Raw genomic sequence first — 18,775 nt, 5'->3', positions numbered from 1 at the left:
GCGACCGAATGGGCCAGGTGCGCGCCGTTTCGCCTGGTCGGAGCGGAGCGTCCGGGATCAGGCGGCGTTGACGCGGATGTCGCTGCTGTCGTTGAAGATCCAGTAGTACCAAAGGGAGGCGGTCTCCCTGGTGATGTACCAGAGCTGGGTGCGGCGTTCGATGACGGCGGGTCCGGAGCGCGCCGGCGAGGTGCCCGCCTCGATCCCGTGATCGGCGGCCATGACCTTCGAGCGCAGACTGTGCCAGGGGTCGGAGACGAGGATGGCGGTCTCCCACTGGCGGGATTCGAACACCTCGGCGACGGCCTGGAAGCTCTGGAGGGTGTCGCTGCCCTCCTCCACGGCGACGACGTGGTCGGCCGGGATTCCGACCTCCATCAGCCAGTTCCGCCCGGCGGCGGCCTCGGTGAAGTTGTCGTCGGGCTGCTTGCCGCCGACGGTCACGATCATGGGGGCGACGCCTTCCAGGTACAGGACCTGGGCCTGGCGCAGGCGCGCCTCGAAGACGGGTGAGGGAACGCCGTTGTACTGGCTGGCGCCGAGCACGATGATCGCGTCGGAGGCCATGCGGTCGTCCTGACGGGCGGTGTACCAGACCCAGCCCCAGGTACCGGGAGGGACGGCCAGGGCCACGAGCAGGACGAGGGTGATGACCCAGCGCACACGGAAGCGTCGCGGCCTGCGACGCCGGGGGCCGCGCGGCGGGCGGGCACCGTCGTCGCCCGAGCCGCGGCCGGGTCCGCCGCCACGGCCACGGCCGCCTCCGGAGTCGCCGCGTCGGCGTTCGGCGGGGGCGTCGGGGACGTCCTCGACGGGATCGAGGTCGGCGGTGGGGGGCGCGGCCGGTCGCGGTTCACGGTCGTCGTGGACGCGCGGCAGGGGACGTTCGCGGACGAACCTGCGGGTGAACGCGCTCCCCCCGTCCGCAGCCACCTCCCTGTCCTCGTCGGCCACGTGATCGAACCGACGGGTACGGTCGGCGAGCTCGTCCCGGGCGAAGGCCCGGGTGGCGTCGGGGTCACGGGAAAAGGCGCGGGTGGCCTCGCTCCCGGAGGAGGGGTCGGTGAGGTCGCCTCGGGAGAAGACCCGGGTGGCCTCGTCGTCGGCCGACGTCGGCCTGGCACCGTCCCAGGCCTCGTCTCCGCGATCGCCGCTGGCCGTTCGCACCGGCACACCTCCGCACAATCGTCTCAGGGATTCCTGCCCCCACTGGGATGTCCTCCGGCCCCCACCGGTTCGCTGTCCGCACCCGGGTACGCGGGAAGTATGTGGGGTGGTGGTCGGACCGGCCCGGCGTGTCCGCTCGTGGAGCGGCGGTGGGCCGTCGGCGGGGCGACCGTCTCGGGGGCCCGAACATATCACGAACAGGTCACGATGGCCGGTTCGGTCAGGGTGGCCGCACGGGATGAGTCTAGTGTCCTCGGGGCCCGAAAGCGCCCGTGCGGGCGCCCTCGCGCGGGCACCCGCACGGACCGGGGATCCGCTCGTGTCAGTGGACGTGGCCGGGCCCCCGCCCGGCGGCGCGACCGGCCTCCAGACGGGCCACGGGGATCCGGAACGGCGAACAGGACACGTAGTCGAGCCCGACGTCGTGGAAGAAGTGCACCGACGCCGGATCACCACCGTGTTCACCGCACACCCCGAGGGTGATGTCCGGGCGGGCCGCCCGCCCCTCGTCGACGGCGATGCGGATGAGGCGCCCCACCCCGTCCACGTCCAGGGACTCGAACGGGGAGACACCGAACACACCCTTCTCCAGGTAGGCGGAGAAGAAGGACGCCTCGACGTCGTCGCGGGAGAAGCCCCAGACGGTCTGGGTCAGGTCGTTGGTACCGAAGGAGAAGAACGCGGCGTTCTCGGCGATCCGGCCGGCGGTGAGCGCGGCGCGGGGCAGCTCGATCATGGTTCCGACGGGAAGGTCGAGCTCCATCCCGTTCTCCTCGCCGACCCGGCGCAGCACGGTCAGGGCGTCCTCGCGGATGATCTCCAACTCCTGGACCGTGCCCACCAACGGGATCATGATCTCGGGGCGTGGCCTGCCGCCCGCACGGATCCGGTCGACGGCCGCCTCGGCGATGGCGCGGACCTGCATGGTGAACAGGCCCGGGACGACCAGGCCCAGGCGTACGCCGCGCAGGCCCAGCATCGGGTTCTGTTCGTGCAGCCGGTGCACCGCCTGGAGGACGCGCAGGTCGTTCTCGTGACTCTCGCCGCGGGCCTCGGCCACGGCCACGCGCACCGACAGCTCGGTGATGTCGGGCAGGAACTCGTGCAGCGGTGGGTCGAGCAGACGCACCGTGACGGGCAGGCCGTCCATCGCGTCGAGGATGCCGTCGAAGTCCTCGCGTTGCAGGGGCAGCAGGGCCTCCAACGACTCCCGCCGTTCCTCGGGGGTGTCGGCGAGGATGAGGTGCTCCACCAGCCGACGGCGGTCACCGAGGAACATGTGCTCGGTGCGGCACAGGCCGATGCCCTGGGCCCCCATGCGCCGCGCGCGGGCGGCGTCCTCGGGGGTGTCGGCGTTGGCGCGCACGTACAGGTGACGGGCGGCGTCGACGTAGTGCATCATCCGGTCAACGGAGCGCACGAGATCGTCGGCCTGGTCGGAGGCGGGGTCGATCTCGCCCTCGAAGTAGCGGACGACCGGTGAGTCCACGACGGGTACCTCACCCAGGAAGACCCGGCCGCTGGTGCCGTCGATGGAGAGGACGTCGCCCTCCTCGACCACCTCGCCGCCCGGTGCCGACATGCGCCGGTTCTTGGTGTCGATGTCCAGCTCCTCGGCGCCGCAGACGCAGGTCTTGCCCATTCCGCGGGCGACGACGGCCGCGTGCGAGGTCTTGCCGCCACGGCTGGTGAGGATGCCCTCGGCGGCGATCATGCCCTCGAGGTCGTCGGGGTTGGTCTCGCGGCGACAGAGGATGACCCGCTCCCCGCTCCGGGACCACTTGAGGGCCGTGTAGGAGTCGAAGACGGCCTTGCCCACGGCGGCCCCGGGCGAGGCGTTCATGCCGTGGCCCAGCGGGTGGACGTCGTCCCCGGCCACGGCCCGGTCGTCGAAGCGCGGGAACATCAGCTGTGCGAGCTGGTCCCCGGTGACCCGTTGGACGGCCTCGTCGAGTCCGATCATGCCCTGGTCGACGAGCTGTTCGGCGATCCGGAACGCGGCCGCGGCGGTGCGCTTGCCCACCCGGGTCTGGAGCATCCAGAGCCGGCCCCGTTCGATGGTGAACTCGATGTCGCACAGGTCGCGGTAGTGGCGTTCCAGCGTGTCCATGATGTCCATGAGCTCCGCGTGGCTGCGGGCGTCGATGGTCGCGAGCTCGGCGAGGGGCACCGTGTTGCGGGTGCCCGCCACCACGTCCTCGCCCTGGGCGTTCTGCAGGTAGTCACCGTAGACACCGGGCCATCCGGTCGCCGGGTCGCGGGTGAAGGCGACGCCGGTCCCGGAGTCCGCACCGAGGTTGCCGAACACCATGGAGCACACGGTGACGGCGGTGCCGAGATCGGCCGGGATGCGCTCCCGGCGCCGGTAGAGGACGGCGCGGGGCGCGTTCCAGGAGTCGAAGACGGCCCTGATGGCCTGTCTCATCTGTTCGCGCGGATCGCTCGGGAAGGGACGCCCGGTCTGTTCGGCGACGATCTCCTTGAACCGCGCGACGAGCCGGCGGAGGTCCGCGGCGTCGAGGTCGGGGTCGTCGGTGACGCCCTTCTCTGCCTTGAGCGCGTCGATGACGTCCTCGAAGAGGGCGCCGTCGAGGTCCAGGACGGTCCTGCCGAACATCTGGATGAGTCGGCGGTAGGAGTCCCAGGCGAAGCGCTCGTCGCCGCCGCGGGTCGCGAGGCCGAGGACGGAGTCGTCGTTGAGCCCGACGTTGAGAACGGTCTCCATCATTCCGGGCATGGAGAACGGGGCGCCCGAACGCACGCTCACCAGCAGGGGGTCGTCGGCCTGGCCGAGGCCGCGCCCCAGGGTGGCCTCCAGTGCGACGAGGTGCGCCTCGATCTCGGCGTCCAGCCCCTCGGGCATGGTGCGGTGGTCGAGGTAGTGACGGCACGCCTCGGTGGTGATGGTGAATCCGGGAGGAACGGGGAGACCGATGTTGGTCATCTCGGCGAGGTTGGCCCCCTTGCCGCCGAGAAGGTCCTTCAGGTCCTTGTCGCCCTCGGTGAAGGTGTAGACGTACTTGGTCACGGGGGTGCTCCCTCGCTCTCTCGGCGAACCGGAGGTGACGGTTCACCCCTGGATCTGGGCGCGACCCTTTCCACATTCGACCCAAGCGACCCTCCAGGGAGCGCTCTTTTATGACAGGGGCCGTCGCACGACGAGGCTCGTCTCCGGTGGGGAGACCGTCCACGGGCGGCGGACGGCCGCCACCGACGGGGGCGAGGCGCGTCCCCGCGCACCGACCGGGGCTCGGCGGGCGGGGACCGCACGGCACGCCGACCCCGGTCGGCGCGACCGGTCCGATCCACGCCCCAAGGTCCGCCATGATGTGGGTGTCACGGCCGGGCACTCGCCCACCGCACCGGGCCTCGGAGGCTCCACTGTGCGGGGCGACACAGGATTACCGGAAGGTAACCTACGCATCCGTAAGTTAGGCTGTGGGGGAACCCGCCAGAGGGCGGGGACGGACCGGAAAGGGTAGGCGCGCTGTGGCGAAGAAGCAGGGGTCGGAGGCGGGCGAGAGGACCGGGACCCGGCGACAGGACGACCGAACACAGGCCGCCCCGGACCGGACCGAAGAGGACGTCGACCGGGAGGCCTCCTCCGTGCCCGAACGGGCCGCCGCGGCCGCCGGGGACCTGCTGGAGGCCGTCAAGCCCCGTCTGCGCGGTTGGCTGCACCTGGGCACCGCCCCGCTCGCCCTGGCCGCGGGCGTGGTCCTGGTGGCGCTCTCCCCCACCGTGCCCGCCATGCTCGCCGCGGCGGTCTACGCCCTCAGTTCGGTCCTGTTGTTCAGCACCTCGGCCGTGTACCACGTGGGCCGCTGGTCGCCACGCGCCCAACGGGTCCTGCGCCGCTTGGACCACTCGAACATCTACCTCATCATCGCCGGCACCTACACGCCGTTCATCGTGCTCGTCCTGGACGGCACGCTGCGCGCCGCCATGCTCGCGCTGGTGTGGGGCGGGGCGATCGCGGGCGTGACGTTCAAGCTGCTGTGGCTGAACGCGCCGCGCTGGTTGTCCACGGCCCTGTACCTGGCCATCGGCTGGGTCGCGGTGCTGTTCATCCCCGACCTGGTGAACGGCACGCACCCGGCCACGTGGATCCTCATCCTGGTCGGCGGCGTGCTCTACAGCGTGGGCGCCGTGGTCTACGGGCTCAAGCGTCCCGACCCCGCGCCCCGCTGGTTCGGTTTCCACGAGATCTTCCACTCGCTGACCATCGCGGCGTTCGTGTGCCACTACATCGCGGTGTCCTTCGTCGTGTACACCACCGGCTGACCGCCCACCGCCGCGCCCGTCACCGGACCGGCGGAACGGGTCCCCCAGGGAACGCCGCGAGCGTCACCGGCGACCGATTCGTCACGATTCGCTTACGCAGCAGGACACCGGTACCGAAACTCCCCGGAACCCCCCGAGCCCAACCGCTACGTTGGAGTCGGTTCCCGCGGTCGTGTGCGGCCAAGGGTTCCAGGAGGCGACCGGAAACCACATCCCCCCGGGTCCGGTCGTCTCTGCTGTGCCCGCGATCGCCCACGGTCGTCCCCGACCACTGTGGTCACGCGCCCCAGGGCCCACGTCCTCCCCCTCGCGCCAGCGTCAGGGCCTGTGCGTCGGGGCGGGTGCGCACGAGGATCCGCGCATGGACCGAGGAACCGACCCGCCCCAGACCCCCGCCCGGTACCCGGAGCCGGCCGGGGTGAACGCCTACGACGGCTTCGCCGAGGCGTACGCGGCGGACAACGAGAGCAACCTCCAGAACGCCTACTACGAGCGGCCCGCGATGGTGGCCCTCGCCGGGGACGTGACCGGCCACCGGATCCTGGACGCCGGCTGCGGCGCGGGTCCCCTGGCCGCGGCCCTGCGCGACCGCGGGGCCGAGGTCACAGGGATCGACGGCAGCGCCGCCATGCTGGACCTGGCCCGCCGGCGGCTCGGGGACGACACGGACCTGCGCGAGGTCGACCTGCGCGACCCCCTGCCGTTCGCCGATGGCGCGTTCGACGACGTGGTGGCCTCGCTGGTGCTGCACTACCTGGAGGACTGGGGACCCACCCTGACCGAGATACGCCGTGTGCTCAGACCGGGTGGCCGTCTGCTCGCTTCCGTGCAGCACCCGTTCACGGACTACGCGATGCGGGACCCACGGCCCGACTACTTCGCGGTCACCGCCTACTCCGACACGTTCACGTTCGGCGAACGGTCCGTCCCACTGAGGTTCTGGCGCCGACCACTGCACGCGATGACCGACGCCTTCACCGCCGCCGGTCTCCGTCTCTCGGCCATCAGCGAGCCGCAGCCCGACCCGGCCGCTCGAGAGGTGTTCCCCGACGGCTTCCAGGCGCTCTCGACCCGGATCGGCTTCCTCTTCTTCGTCCTGGAGGCACCGCCGTCACCGGGCGACCGGTCGACGCCGTGAGGGGACCGACGGCCGCCCCTCCTCGGTGCCCGGGTCACCGCGATGGGGCGAGGACCCGCACACCCGGACCGGGGCGCGGGAGGAAAGGAGTGCGACGGGACCGTCAGAGCCGACCGGCGGTCTCCTCCAGCAGCACCCGTTCCCGGCCCGCGTAGACGTTCATGGACGCCCCGCGCAGGAAACCGACCAGGGTCATCCCGGCCTCCGCGGCCAGGTCGACCGCGAGCGAGGAGGGCGCGGACACCGCGGCCAGCGTGGGGATCCCCGCCATCCAGGCCTTCTGGACCAACTCGAAGGAGGCCCGGCCGGAGACCATCAGCACGCTCCCGCGCAGCGGTGTGCGTCCCTCGCGCAGGGCCCAGCCCACGACCTTGTCGACGGCGTTGTGCCGGCCCACGTCCTCACGGGCCACCAGCAGTTCGCCCTCGGCGGTGAACAGGCCCGCCGCGTGGAGTCCCCCGGTGCGGTCGAACACCCGCTGGGCCTCGCGCAGCCGGTCCGGCAGTGTCGTCAGGGTGGACAGCGCGATCCGGGAGTCGTCCTCGGCCACCGACCACGTCGCCTGGGTGCGCACCGCGTCCAGGCTGGCCTTACCGCACAGCCCACAGGACGAAGTCGTGTAGAAGTTGCGCTCCAGGGAGGTGTCGGGCGCCGGCACGTGCGGGGCCAGGGTCACGTCCAGCACGTTGAAGGTGTTGGAGCCGTCCTCGGTCGCACCGGCGCAGTACCGGATCGCCGTGAGGTCGTCGGCGTGCCGCAGCACGCCCTCCCCCACCAGGAACCCTGCCGCCAGGTCGAAGTCGTGTCCGGGGGTGCGCATGGTGACCGTGAGCGGTGCACCGTCGATCCGCACCTCCAGGGGCTCCTCGGCCACCAGGGTGTCGGCGCGCTCGCTCACGACGCCGTCCCTGATCCTCAGGACCCGCTGTCGTGTCGTGACCCGCCCCATGAAACACCCCCCGTTCCGGCGTCGGCCTCCACCGATCACCTGTGCGCGTACAACCGCCGGTGGGAGAGGTACAGGTCGGGGTCGGGGTCGGGGTCGGGGTCGCCGGCACGCGTGGGCACGATCGGGCCCCGGCCACCGAACCCTCGGACGGTCCCGGGACACGACGAGGCCCTGTCGTCTCGCGCGAGCGAGGCGACAGGGCCCGAGAAGCGCGGGTCCCCGCGCGAACCCGGTCGATCAGCAGCCGGGCAGACGCTCCAGCAGGTACATCTCGACGTTGTCCAGGGAGACGCGCTCCTGCGACATGGTGTCGCGCTCACGCACGGTCACGGCGTTGTCCTCAAGGGTGTCGAAGTCCACCGTGACGCAGAACGGGGTACCGATCTCGTCCTGGCGACGGTAACGGCGACCGATGGCGCCGGCGTCGTCGAACTCCACGTTCCACCGCTTGCGCAGCGCGGCAGCCAGGTCCCGGGCCTTGGGCGACAGGTCGGTGTTGCGCGACAGCGGCAGCACGGCGGCCTTGACCGGGGACAGGCGCGGGTCCAGACGCATGACGGCGCGCTTCTCCAGCTTGCCCTTGGCGTTGGGCGCCTCGTCGACGTTGTAGGCGTCGAGCATGAACGTGAGCACCGCCCGGTCGACACCGGCCGCCGGCTCGATGACGTAGGGGATGTAGCGCTCGTTGTTCTCCTGGTCGAAGTAGGAGAGGTCGACGCCGGAGGCCTCGGCGTGGGTCTTGAGGTCGAAGTCGGTGCGGTTGGCGACGCCCTCCAGCTCACCCCACTCGCTGCCCTGGAAGTTGAACCGGTACTCGATGTCCACGGTCCGCTTGGAGTAGTGGGACAGCTTGTCCGCGGGGTGCTCGTACAGGCGCAGGTTGTCCTTGGCGATGCCGAGGTCCAGGTACCACTGGTGACGCTGGTCGATCCAGTACTGGTGCCATTCCTCGTCACTGCCGGGCTTGCAGAAGAACTCCATCTCCATCTGCTCGAACTCGCGGGTCCGGAAGATGAAGTTGCCCGGGGTGATCTCGTTGCGGAAGGACTTGCCGATCTGGCCGATGCCGAAGGGGACCTTGCGGCGGGCGCTCTGCTCGACGTTCTTGTAGTTGATGAAGATGCCCTGCGCGGTCTCCGGGCGGAGGTAGGCGAGGCCCTTCTCGTCCTGGACCGGGCCCAGGAAGGTGCGGAGCAGACCGTTGAACATGCGCGGCTCGGTGAAGGAGGCCTTGGCGCCGCAGTTGGGGCAGGCGATGGCGGCCAGGCCCTCGGCGGGCTCGTGCCCGTGCTTCTCCTCGTAGGCCTCGATGAGGTGGTCCGCGCGGAAGCGCTTGTGGCAGGACTGGCACTCGGTGAGCGGGTCGACGAACTCCTTGACGTGGCCGGAGGCCTCCCAGACCTCACGGGCCAGGATCACGCTGGAGTCCAGGCCCACGATGTCGTCGCGCTCCTGCACCATCGAACGCCACCACTGGCGCTTGACGTTGTTCTTCAGCTCCACGCCCAGGGGGCCGTAGTCCCAGGCGGCGCGCAGACCTCCGTAGATCTCGCTGGAGGGGTAGACCAGACCTCGGCGCTTGGCGAGGTTGACCAGTGCGTCCATTGCCTCTGACTTGGCGGCCATGGGTGACTCTCCATCCGGCTGGCGGTCGGTGGATCGCTGTTCGCGATACATCGTCGTGTGTGGAAACGCGGATCACGCGCGGGACCACGGATGTGGCGCTCCGGGCGACCGCGTCACCCCAGGCTAGAGCAATCGTGGAACGCTCGCGTACCCCTTCACCACGGCCGCACACCGCCGATTCCCCGCATATGAGGTCAAGGGGTGTCGTCGGTCCCGAGGATCTCGAAGGCGCTGGGTTCGTCGATGGCGCGGGACAGCAACGGCACGGCGGTGACCTTGACCTCGAAGTCGGACAGGGCCCGGCGGTAGAACCCGGCGCCGTCCCACTCGGTCACGACGGTCCACAGCGTGGGGTCGTCGGCGGCGCGGCCGATGCGGTGCCACCGGAAGCCGGGGCGCCGGGACAGGACCGCCACGGCGGCGTCGGCGTCGTTGCGGAAGGCCTCGGTCTCGGCCTCGGGCACGGAGTAACGGGTGATGACGATCACCGCTCCATTGTGGCGCAGACGGCGAGCGGGCCGCCCCGGGGGTCCCGGGGCGGCCCGCTCGCACGGCCGTGGGTCGCGCGCTCCGCGCGGGTGGTGGGCGGGACCGGCGATGGTCCGCCGGCTCCACCCGAGGTCAGGCGCCGAAGACGCGGTCCACGACCCTGGCGGCGGCGTGGCCGTCGTCCAGGGGGCAGAACTGTTCCACGAACGCCCGATAGGAGGCACCGGAGCGCTCGGCCACCTCGTCGATGTCGAGCAGGGCCGCGATGACGTCGTCGGATTCGGTCAGCAACGGTCCGGGCGCGGTCTCCTCGAAGTCGAAGTAGAACCCGCGCAGGTTGTCCCGGTAGCCCTCCAGGTCGTAGGTGAAGAAGAGCATGGGGCGACCGGTGTTGGCGAAGTCGAACATCATCGACGAGTAGTCGGTGATGAGCACGTCGGTGATCAGGAACAGCTCCATGATCTCCGGGTACAGGGACACGTCGTAGACGAAGTCCTCGCCGACGATCGGCACGCTGTCCACCACGCGGGGATGACGCCGCACCAACAGCACGTGGTCGTCACCGAGCTTCTCGTACATCCGGCGCAGGTCCAGGTGCAGGTCCAGCTTGTGCTTGCCGCGCGTGTAGTACTTGTCGTCGCGCCAGGTGGGCGCGTACAGCACGACCTTCTTGCCCTCGGGCAGACCGAGGAGACGACGGGTGCGTTCGGCGACGCGTTCCCGGTCGGCGGCGAAGAAGATGTCGTTGCGCGGGTAGCCGGTCTCCAGGATCTCGCCCTCGAAGCGGAAGGCGCTGCGCAGGATGGGCGTCGCCCACGGGCTGGGCGAGACCAGGTAGTCCCACTGCCGTGTCTCCCAGGCCAGCTTGTCGAAGTAGTCGCGCGACTTGCCGCGGATGTTGTCCACGTCGAAGCCGATGCGCTTGAGCATCGACCCGTGCCAGGTCTGCACGACCGTCTGGTCGGGGTGGCGGTGGAACCAGTTGGGCTGGCGGGAGTTGGTCACCAGGTAGCGGCTGCGCGCCAGCTCACGGTGGTACTCCTCGCCCTTGTGCCGCACCGGGGTGAGGTCCTCGGGCAGGCGCACCTGACCGTCGGCGACCAGCCACGACATCGGATAGTCGGCCCACTGTCCGCGTCCGCGCAGCTCGGCGTAGATGCTCTGGGGGCTGTCCGAGTACTGGCGCCCGGTGTAGGTGTCGAACAGGACGCCCTCGGTGACGGGCAGTTCCCGCTGAGCCGGGTAGAAGACCTCCCGCAGCCGACGCTGGGCGAAGGCGCCCCGCTCGACGGGGCGCAGGTCGCTGCCGACCTGGATCACGGGGATCCCGCGGTTCTGGTAGGTCAACGTGTAGGTGCGTTCGGGGCTCCGGGTCTCCGACGGCAGCCGGCCGATGAGGGCGTCGGCGAACTCCACGCCCACGTCGACGCTCTCGACCTCGGTCGCGGCCCCGGGGGCCTCGTCCGCGATCTCCTCGCCGATACGACCCCACAGTTGGTAGGAGCCGGCGGGCAGGGAGATCTCCCCGGACAGGGTGGTGATGCGGGAGGGGTCGAAGCGGGTGGTGAAGCGCCCGCCGTCGCGTTCGACGACGAGTTCGTGCTCCTCGTCCCGCCCGCGGGCCTTGGCCACGATCCGCAGGTCCACCCCGGTGGGGAACTCGCCGCCCAGGACCAGGGTGCGTTCGTTCCACTCGGCGCTGTCGACCACGGGCCGCGCCCGGCCGGCGCGCAGCTTCAGGTGTCCGGTGGCCGTGCGCAGGACCACCAGTTCCTGTTGGGCGCCGTCGGAGTTGTAGGGGCTGCCGGGCACCTCGTCCGGGAGGATCAGGGGCACGCGTGCCCCGTCGCGGGTGACCAGTTCGGCGTCCCACTCCTCCTGGCGGATCACTCCCCCGCACTCGCTGAGACCCCGGGCGAAGAGTTCCTCGGCGCGCACGCGGGCGCTGAAACGGCCGCCCTCGATCCGCACGGGGTAGGACAGGCGGGCGGTGCCGGGACGCCGGATCAGCCGGAGCTCGGTGGCCTCCGCGGCGGGCGGCGACAGCAGCTCGCCCCCGACGAGGAGTTCGGCGGTGTGCGCGTCGAACCGATGTTCGGTCACCCGCGCCCGCGCCGGTTCGACGCTGACGACCAGGTGCCGGTCCTTGTTCCAGTGCGGCCGGATCCACACGTCGTCGTCGACGTTGTGATAGCCGGGCCGTTCCGGCTGCCCCGACAGGGGGTTGGAGAGGAACTTGCGCCGGGTCAGGCCGCGGTTGAAGACGACGAGCTCGATCCTCCAGTCGCCGGGTTCCCAGGTGCGCGCCGAGCGCAGGCGGCGCGGGTCCAGGATCGCCGTGAAGCCGCCGTAGTCGTGGCGTGCGGCGTCGGGCAGGTCGGGCAGGCGGTACTCGGCGGCCAGGCGCACCTGGACGGGCACGCGAATGCGCCGCTTGGTGACGGTGTTCACCGCGAAGGCGACGATGTGCTGGTGCCAGCGCTTGTGGGCGCGCAGGTGCCGGATGCCGACGCGACCGCCGATGTGCAGCCGGCCGTCCTCCCAGTGCACGGCCTCGGTCTTCTGACGGACCTTGATCTCGTCCTCGAGCCGGTAGAGCTCGCGTGGGACGGCCTTGGCCGGGTCGTCGGTCTCGAAGAACGGGTAGCGGATGTAGTAACCCAGCCCCTGCCGGACGGCGGTCGCCTTCTTGATCTCGACGCTCTTGGCGAAGGTGGCGACCTCCAGCACGTCGTCGACCCGGCGCTTGCGCACCAGGTGGTAGAGCAGGCGGTCCAGGACCGGCAGGGCGCGCAGGAGCGCCCCGTCGACGTGGTCCAGGTAGGCGTTGAGCAGGTCGATGGCGGTGTCGCGTACCGGGGCGTCGGCGTCGTCCAGGCGCAGGAGGAGACCGTGGAGCTCCCCGGCGAGGAGCGTGCGGTCCCACAGTTCCCGGTCGGCGACGGTCAGGTCCTCGGCGATCCGACGCATCGTCGTCAGTCGCCGGGTGAGGGCGTCCTCCTCCAGCGGGAGCCGGACCCGGGTGCGTTCACGCATGAGCAGGACGGGGGCCGGCAGCACGTCGACCGCGTCGGCGCGCAGGCTCAGCCGTCGGATGGCGAGGTCGTCGTCCTCGGGGTCGGTCTCGGGCACGGCCTGCGAGAGCCAGAACTCCTTGCGCCAGAGCCGGTTGCCCAGGGTGGCGTCGGAGGCCAGGCCGGGGATGTTCCGGGGGTCCTCGGCGAGGCGGACGTGGCCGCACAGTTTCCGGTGCGCCTTGGAGGGTGCGGCGCCCAGCTCGTTGAACCGGTGAACGTTGCCGATGACCAGGTCCGAGCGCGTGTCGGCGGCGCTGTGGGTCAGGTGGGCGACGGCGTAGCCGGTCAGAGCGTCGGAGCCGGAAAGGAAGAGCAGGTGGCTGCCCGCCGCCGCGGCCGCGCCGCGGGCGCGGGCCTCGGGGTGGTGCGGGGCCGGGTCGCCGTCCAGGAAACGCACGCGCAGACCCGCGGGCGGTGCCTTGGCGAAGGCGCGGGCCACGGCGAGCCCGTCCTCGCGGACGGGCGCGACGGCCTCGTCGCCCTGGTCGTTCTCCTCGGGGCCCGGTTCGTCGGGACCCGTTTCGTCGGGGACGGCCTCGGTGGACTCGTCGTCGCCGTTCTCCCCGTTGGCGTCCGGTTCGGTGGTCCGCCCCTCGGGGGCCTCCGGATCGGTGGGCCGGGACGCGGCGGCGGCACCGTTGCGGACCGGCACGAGGACGACCTCGGTGTCGGGCCGGACGGAGCCCTCGCTCGGCGCGACCTCGACGTGGCTGTCGTCGCGTTGACGGGCCAGGGAGTCGAGACAGTTCTGCAGATGAGGCTCGGTGACGTCGAACGTCACGATGACTGTGGGTTCGGGCACGGAAGTTGACACCCTCCGGAGGGTTCGTCGCTGAACGACGTGCGGGCACCGTAGTGCGGACGGTCCGCGCTGATCAGGCGGTCGATGACTGAATGTAGAAGGTACTCGACCCTTCGTGCACCGAGCCCCGGACAGCCGGAACCGGGGGGAGAGGGGCTGCGTGGGCGGGCGACGATGCCCGTCCCTACGCCGCGGTGCCCTTGAGCAGGGTCTGACCCACGATCTCGGCTTTCCTCCCTCGCCGGGGTCTGCACCCGGAGTGGTTCGGGTGGCGCCGCACGCCTCGCGGCGGCGGTCGGTTCCTGCTTGACTGACATGGTGGCCCTGAGGCCGCACGCCCCGACTGCGAGGCTTCACCATGTTCTCGCAGCGGAGCACGGCAGGCACGGATCGCCTTCCCGCGCGTGTCCGTTCGCCTGCCTCGAACATCAGCGAATCTACCAGGGGCTCGGGACGAGACGTCCCGGCGGACACGGGTGTACGGGGCCTCGGGCGGTAGCCGGACACGGACGAAGGGGGAACGGGCGGCGATGGCCTCTCCCGAACACGAGGACGAGCGGCGGCGGAGCGGCCGGGGTCGGGGCGACCCGGGCGGATCGAGACGACCGCTTCCGCCGGGGGACTCTCTGTTCACCCCGGGCGCGGGGCGGTGGCGCCGGGAGGTGGAGCGGCGCAGCGCGGTCCCCCTGGTGTGGTTGCACCGTCGCCCGCGAGCCCTGGCCCCGGTCGTGCTGGGCGCGCTGTTCATCGCGGGTCTGCTGGCCCCGGGTGTGGTGGGCGCCCTGTGCCTGGCCCTGGTGGCGGTGTTCTTCACGTGGTTGGCGTTCCTGACCTGGCCGACGCTGGACCGGCGGCAACGGACGCCTCGCGTGGTGATGATCCTGGTGGTGCTGGTGTTGGCGGTGGCGCGGGCCCTGGGCTACTGAGGGGGCACGGGCGCCCCCGGACGGACACCCTTCAGAATTTTGACAACCATTTTCGTTTTCGCCATAATGTGGGGGTGTCTGCCCAGTTCACCGGGGCGGGGGAACCGACCCCCGACACCCCACCCGCCTTCCAGGCCATCGGCGCGCACGCCGCCTACGACGGCGTCCCCGTCCTCGACGGCGTGGACCTTCGCATTCCCTCGGGTCAGACCATGGCCGTCCTCGGCCCCAACGGTTCGGGCAAGTCGACGCTCATGCGCGCGATGCTCGGCATCGTTCCCCTCACCTCGGGTGAGATCCGCGTCCACGGGACGGCCCTGCGTCGGTTCCGCGACTGGAAGCGCATCGGCTACGTGCCCCAGCGACTCACCGCCGGGGGCGCCGTGCCCGCCACGGTCCGCGAGATCGTCGCCTCCGGACAGGTCGCCCGACGCCGCCGCCTGTCCCTGCCCACCCGCGCCGACCGCGCCGCCGTCGACGAGGCCCTGGCCGCCGTCGACCTGAGCGACCGGGCCGGTGACGCCGTCCGGGAGCTCTCCGGCGGGCAGCAACAGCGGGTCCTCATCGCCCGGGCCCTGGCCGGACGTCCCGACACCTTCGTCATGGACGAGCCCATGGCGGGCGTGGACGCCGAGAACCAGCGGGCGTTGGCCCACGCCATCGGCCGTCTGCGCGACCAGGGCAGCACCGTGGTGCTGGTCCTGCACGAACTCGGCCCGCTGGAGACCGTCATCGAACGCGCGGTGGTGCTGGAGCACGGCCGTGTGGTGCACGACGGCGCGCCGCCCGAGGCCACCGGGGACTGCGCGCGCCCCGGGCACGAGCACCAGCACCCCCATCCCGACCCCAACGACCCCGACCCGCGGGTCGCCCCCACCGACGCGCACGCGGAGATCGTCCGACTCGAGGTGCCCCACCGTGACTGAGCTGCTCCACTACGAGTTCATGCGACGCGCGCTGATCGCCGCGGTGCTGGTGGGTCTGGTCACCCCGGTGATCGGCACCTTCCTCGTCCAGCGGCGTCTGGCGCTGTTGGGCGATGGCATCGGCCACGTGGCGCTGACCGGTGTGGCGTTGGGCCTGCTCACGAGCACCTCCCCCGTGGTGACCGCGGCGGTGGTGGCGACCGTGGGCGCCGTCCTCATGGAACTGGTGCGGGTGCGCACACGGACGAGCGGTGACGTGGCGCTGGCCCTGCTGTTCTACGGCGGCATCGCCGGCGGCGTCCTCCTCATCGGGTTGACCCCGGGGGCGAGCAACGCCACCCTGACCTCGTTCCTGTTCGGTTCGGTGAGCACGGTCGCCGAGGAGGACATCTGGATCGTCGGTGTCCTCGCCCTGGGCGTGCTCGGCGTTCTCGCGGTGTTCGGCCGGGAGCTGTTCGTGCTGTGCCAGGACGAGGAGGTGGCGCGGGCCCACGGCCTGCCGGTCCGCTTCCTGAGCATCCTGTTGGCCGTGACCGCGGCGCTGACCGTGGTGATCGCGATGCGCGTGGTGGGCGTGCTGATGGTGAGCGCGCTGATGATCGTTCCCGTCGCCGCGGCGCAGCAACTCAGCCGGAGTTTCCGTGTGACCATGGGACTGGCCGTGCTCATCGGCCTGGTGTCCTCACTGGGCGGACTGACCACGGCGTTCTACTCGGACCTGGCACCGGGCGCGACCATCGTCCTGCTGGCCCTGGTGGTGTACTGCGTGGCGGTGGTCGTGGGGAGCGTGCTGCGCAGGGCCACCAGACGCAGAGGGGCCGCCCCCCGCCCACCGGCGTCGGCAGGCCCCACGGATACGATGCTCCAGACCGATCGGGGGAAGGTGACACCATGAGTACACGACGCGAGGCCGTGCGAGAGGCACTGACGACGTCCTCCGGTTTCCGCAGCGCCCAGGACCTGTACGCGGACCTGCGCGCCGACGGCTCCAAGATCGGCCTGACCACCGTCTACCGCGCCCTCCAGGCGCTGAGCGACGCGGGCGAGGTGGACGTGCTGCGCACCGACGAGGGCGAGGCCGTCTACCGGGCGTGCGACACCGAGAGCCACCACCATCACCTGGTGTGCCGGGTGTGCTCCACCGCCGTGGAGATCGAAGGTCCCACCGTGGAGCGCTGGGCCGCCGAGGTCGGCGCCCAACACGGGTTCACCGGGGTCACGCACACCGTCGAGGTGTTCGGTACCTGCGCCGAGTGCTCCCGCGCCTGACCGACCGCGCACCGTTTCCGAACCCCGCCCCCGTGGCGGGGTTTCTTCGTGTCGGGACCGTGCGGCCGGGCTCCGGTTCCCGGCCGCCGGTGAGCACGGTCGCGCAGGGTGCGCACGGCCCCCGGTGACCGGAACCCGGGCCCGCCGACGCTCACGGAGCCTGCCTTCGGCCGTGTGTCCAGGGGCGCCCCGCCGAGGCGCTCTCGCCGGGCCCGGGCTTATGGCGAGGGCACGCCGTTCGGGCCCACGGGGCGCCGTCCCGGCCAGTGCGCCGATGGGGCGTTGCCGTGGCCGTCGCACCACGCGATGTCGGTGGGTCGCCGTCGGAGGCCGCGCGCCCGGCGCTTCGCGCCGGTTCCGGCGTCAGTCGCCGTGGCGCGCGGGTTCGCACCGTTGGAGGCTGGGGCGCTTGGCGCTCACGCCGTCGCCGGAGGAGCGTCCGGTCAGCCGGCGGTGGATCCAGGGAACGAGGAACTCGCGCGCCCAGTGCAGGTCCTCCTGGCGGGCGGTGCGCCAGTCGCGGGGCTCCGGCGGCGGCCACGGCTCGTTCCAGTCGCCCTCGACCGGCACGTCCAGGACCTCGCACACGCGCAGGGCCAGCCGACGATGGCCCTCCGAGGACAGGTGCAGTCGGTCCCAGTTCCAGGCGCGGTTGTCGTCGAGGGCGCGCATGCTCCACACGTCCACGACGTCGCAGCCGTACTTGTCGGCGACGGCCCGCATGTGCATGTTGTACGTGGCGATCTTGCCGCGCAGGTGACGCATGACCGGCTGCCAGTGGGTGTCGAAGCCGGTGAAGACGACCACGCGGGCACCGGTGGCGCGCAGCTCGGCCACCATGGACTCGAAGATCTCCACGACCTGGTCGGGGTCGCTTCCGGGGCGGATGATGTCGTTGCCGCCCGCGCACAGCGTGATGAGGTCGGGCTTCATCTCGACCGCGCGCGGCACCTGCTCCTCCCGGATCCGGCCGATGAGGCGGCCACGGATGGCCAGGTTGGCGTAGCGGACCTCGGGCACGTGCTCGGCGAGGTGCTCGGCCACACGATCGGCCCAGCCCCGATAGCGGCCGTGGGGCGCGCCGCGGCTGTCCGGGTAGGGGTCGCTCATGCCCTCGGTGAAGCTGTCGCCGAGGGCCACGTAGGACAGGATTTCCTTGCTCATCAGGTCACCGGGGAATCCGGTCGGCACACCGCTCATGGTGTTCGATGATGCAACCCGACCCCTGGGTTACGCGACAGTAGGTTGATGCTTCGTCACGTTTTGGGGTGGAGCTCACACCACGGGCGGTGTGCCGGAGGACGCACGGAGCGACCGTCGTCGCTCCGGACGGACCGAGGTCAGCGGTCCTTGGTCAGCGGTGTCAGCTCGGGCCGCTTGGCGCTCACCGTGTCACCCGAGGACCGCCCGGTCAGACGTCGACCGATCCAGGGCCCCAGGGACTCCTTCACCCAGTGCAGGTCCTCACGGCGCGCCTCGGCCCACCCGACCGGCTCGACCTCGGGCCAGGGCTCGTCCCAGCGCTCGGCGGTGGGGACGCCCAGGACCTCGGCCACGCGCAGCGCCAGACGGCGGTGCCCCTCTGGCGACATGTGCAGTCGGTCCTCGTCCCAGGCGCGGGAGTCGGTGAGCACGTCCATGGACCACTGGTCCACCAGGTGGCAGCCGTGGGCGTCGGCGATGGCGCGCACGTTCATGTAGTACCGGGCGAACAGGCCGATGGCACCGCGCATGTATCCGGTCGCGACGTTCACGCCGGTGAAGAGGACGACCTCGCTGCCGCCCGCGCGCAGGCGGGACACGGTGTGCTCCAGGATGCGCGCCAGACGCTCGGGGTCGCCGGCGGGGCGCAGCAGGTCGTTGCCGCCCGCGCACAGGGTGACCACGTCCGGGGTCATGTCCAGGGTGGGCTGCAGCTGGTCGGTGACGATCTGCCGGATGAGCTTGCCGCGCACGGCAAGGTTGGCGTACCGGATCTCACCGACGTGGTCGGCCAGGTGCTCGGCCCACCGGTCCGACCAACCCCGGAAGACCCCGGAGCCGTCCGGATAGGGGTCACCGACACCCTCGGTGAAGCTGTCCCCCATCGCCACCAGCGACATCCCGGACCTGAGCGACGAAC

At 71.2% G+C, this 18,775-nt stretch carries 14 protein-coding genes; 6 read left to right on the top strand and 8 right to left on the bottom strand.

Going from position 1 to position 18,775, the window contains the following annotated elements; all coding sequences use genetic code 11:
- Nucleotides 1-57 precede the first annotated feature (57 nt).
- On the bottom strand, nucleotides 58-1,167 hold the full coding sequence (locus DSY14_RS12210; RefSeq protein WP_211716632.1) for a YdcF family protein: 1,110 nt from the start codon (nucleotides 1,165-1,167) through the stop codon (nucleotides 58-60).
- Nucleotides 1,168-1,489: 322 nt separating this feature from the next.
- Nucleotides 1,490-4,195 (bottom strand): pyruvate, phosphate dikinase, encoded by a 2,706-nt coding sequence (ppdK, locus tag DSY14_RS12205; protein ID WP_211716631.1) that lies wholly within the window; start codon nucleotides 4,193-4,195, stop codon nucleotides 1,490-1,492.
- Between the two features lie 578 nt (nucleotides 4,196-4,773).
- On the opposite strand from ppdK, the gene DSY14_RS12200 reads away from it, so the two are divergent.
- Both DSY14_RS12200 and DSY14_RS12195 read left to right on the top strand, forming a co-directional pair.
- Complete coding sequence (locus tag DSY14_RS12200) at nucleotides 4,774-5,451, top strand: hemolysin III family protein (RefSeq protein ID WP_211716643.1); 678 nt, start codon at nucleotides 4,774-4,776, stop codon at nucleotides 5,449-5,451.
- A gap of 361 nt (nucleotides 5,452-5,812) precedes the next feature.
- Nucleotides 5,813-6,589, top strand: a complete 777-nt coding sequence (locus DSY14_RS12195) for a class I SAM-dependent methyltransferase (protein WP_211716630.1) — start codon at nucleotides 5,813-5,815, stop codon at nucleotides 6,587-6,589.
- 103 nt (nucleotides 6,590-6,692) lie between these two features.
- On the opposite strand, the gene fdhD is transcribed toward DSY14_RS12195, so the two are convergent.
- The 4 genes from fdhD to DSY14_RS12175 form a co-directional block, all read right to left on the bottom strand.
- Nucleotides 6,693-7,538, bottom strand: coding sequence for a formate dehydrogenase accessory sulfurtransferase FdhD (gene fdhD, locus DSY14_RS12190; protein WP_211716629.1), 846 nt, complete (start codon nucleotides 7,536-7,538; stop codon nucleotides 6,693-6,695).
- 237 nt (nucleotides 7,539-7,775) lie between these two features.
- Entirely contained in the window at nucleotides 7,776-9,164 is a 1,389-nt protein-coding gene (locus DSY14_RS12185) for a glycine--tRNA ligase (protein ID WP_211716628.1), read from the bottom strand.
- Between the two features lie 194 nt (nucleotides 9,165-9,358).
- The gene (locus DSY14_RS12180; protein ID WP_211716627.1) at nucleotides 9,359-9,652 is read right to left on the bottom strand and encodes an antibiotic biosynthesis monooxygenase family protein; all 294 of its coding nucleotides are present in this window, start codon (nucleotides 9,650-9,652) and stop codon (nucleotides 9,359-9,361) included.
- A gap of 133 nt (nucleotides 9,653-9,785) precedes the next feature.
- A complete protein-coding gene (locus DSY14_RS12175; protein ID WP_211716626.1) occupies nucleotides 9,786-13,532 on the bottom strand; it encodes a CDP-glycerol glycerophosphotransferase family protein in 3,747 nt (1,248 codons plus the stop codon).
- Nucleotides 13,533-14,062: 530 nt separating this feature from the next.
- Here DSY14_RS12175 and DSY14_RS12170 point away from each other — a divergent pair.
- From DSY14_RS12170 to DSY14_RS12155, 4 genes are all read left to right on the top strand, one after another.
- Nucleotides 14,063-14,458: a DUF6703 family protein gene (locus tag DSY14_RS12170; protein ID WP_211716625.1), complete on the top strand. Its 396-nt coding sequence runs from the start codon at nucleotides 14,063-14,065 to the stop codon at nucleotides 14,456-14,458.
- 74 nt (nucleotides 14,459-14,532) lie between these two features.
- Nucleotides 14,533-15,384: a metal ABC transporter ATP-binding protein gene (locus tag DSY14_RS12165; RefSeq protein WP_211716624.1), complete on the top strand. Its 852-nt coding sequence runs from the start codon at nucleotides 14,533-14,535 to the stop codon at nucleotides 15,382-15,384.
- Nucleotides 15,377-16,279 carry a metal ABC transporter permease gene (locus DSY14_RS12160; RefSeq protein WP_211716623.1) on the top strand — a complete coding sequence of 301 codons (903 nt, stop codon included), beginning with the start codon at nucleotides 15,377-15,379 and terminating at the stop codon, nucleotides 16,277-16,279. The genes DSY14_RS12165 and DSY14_RS12160 overlap by 8 nt, the downstream gene beginning before the upstream one ends.
- A complete protein-coding gene (locus tag DSY14_RS12155) occupies nucleotides 16,276-16,653 on the top strand; it encodes a Fur family transcriptional regulator (protein WP_211716622.1) in 378 nt (125 codons plus the stop codon). Before DSY14_RS12160 ends, DSY14_RS12155 begins: the two co-directional genes overlap by 4 nt.
- A 363-nt stretch (nucleotides 16,654-17,016) precedes the next feature.
- Here the strand turns inward: DSY14_RS12155 and DSY14_RS12150 are convergent, their stop codons facing one another.
- Nucleotides 17,017-17,853 carry an SGNH/GDSL hydrolase family protein gene (locus DSY14_RS12150; protein WP_211716621.1) on the bottom strand — a complete coding sequence of 279 codons (837 nt, stop codon included), beginning with the start codon at nucleotides 17,851-17,853 and terminating at the stop codon, nucleotides 17,017-17,019.
- A gap of 140 nt (nucleotides 17,854-17,993) precedes the next feature.
- Nucleotides 17,994-18,755: an SGNH/GDSL hydrolase family protein gene (locus DSY14_RS12145; RefSeq protein ID WP_211716642.1), complete on the bottom strand. Its 762-nt coding sequence runs from the start codon at nucleotides 18,753-18,755 to the stop codon at nucleotides 17,994-17,996.
- Nucleotides 18,756-18,775 lie beyond the last annotated feature (20 nt).

This window comes from Nocardiopsis sp. MG754419, from assembly GCF_018207095.1.
In the GTDB taxonomy this organism is placed as follows: Bacteria; Actinomycetota; Actinomycetes; order Streptosporangiales; family Streptosporangiaceae; genus Nocardiopsis.
Note: the sequence above shows the minus strand (reverse complement) of the source record. Positions and strands in the feature narration are given on the sequence as shown.

Coding starts and splice junctions, on each gene's coding strand:
- DSY14_RS12170 (WP_211716625.1), top strand. CDS start 14,063: ATGGCCTCTCCCGAACACGAGGACGAGCGGCGGCGGAGCGGCCGGGGT.
- fdhD (WP_211716629.1), bottom strand. CDS start 7,538: ATGGGGCGGGTCACGACACGACAGCGGGTCCTGAGGATCAGGGACGGC.
- DSY14_RS12155 (WP_211716622.1), top strand. CDS start 16,276: ATGAGTACACGACGCGAGGCCGTGCGAGAGGCACTGACGACGTCCTCC.
- DSY14_RS12150 (WP_211716621.1), bottom strand. CDS start 17,853: ATGAGCGGTGTGCCGACCGGATTCCCCGGTGACCTGATGAGCAAGGAA.
- DSY14_RS12185 (WP_211716628.1), bottom strand. CDS start 9,164: ATGGCCGCCAAGTCAGAGGCAATGGACGCACTGGTCAACCTCGCCAAG.
- DSY14_RS12195 (WP_211716630.1), top strand. CDS start 5,813: ATGGACCGAGGAACCGACCCGCCCCAGACCCCCGCCCGGTACCCGGAG.
- DSY14_RS12145 (WP_211716642.1), bottom strand. CDS start 18,755: ATGTCGCTGGTGGCGATGGGGGACAGCTTCACCGAGGGTGTCGGTGAC.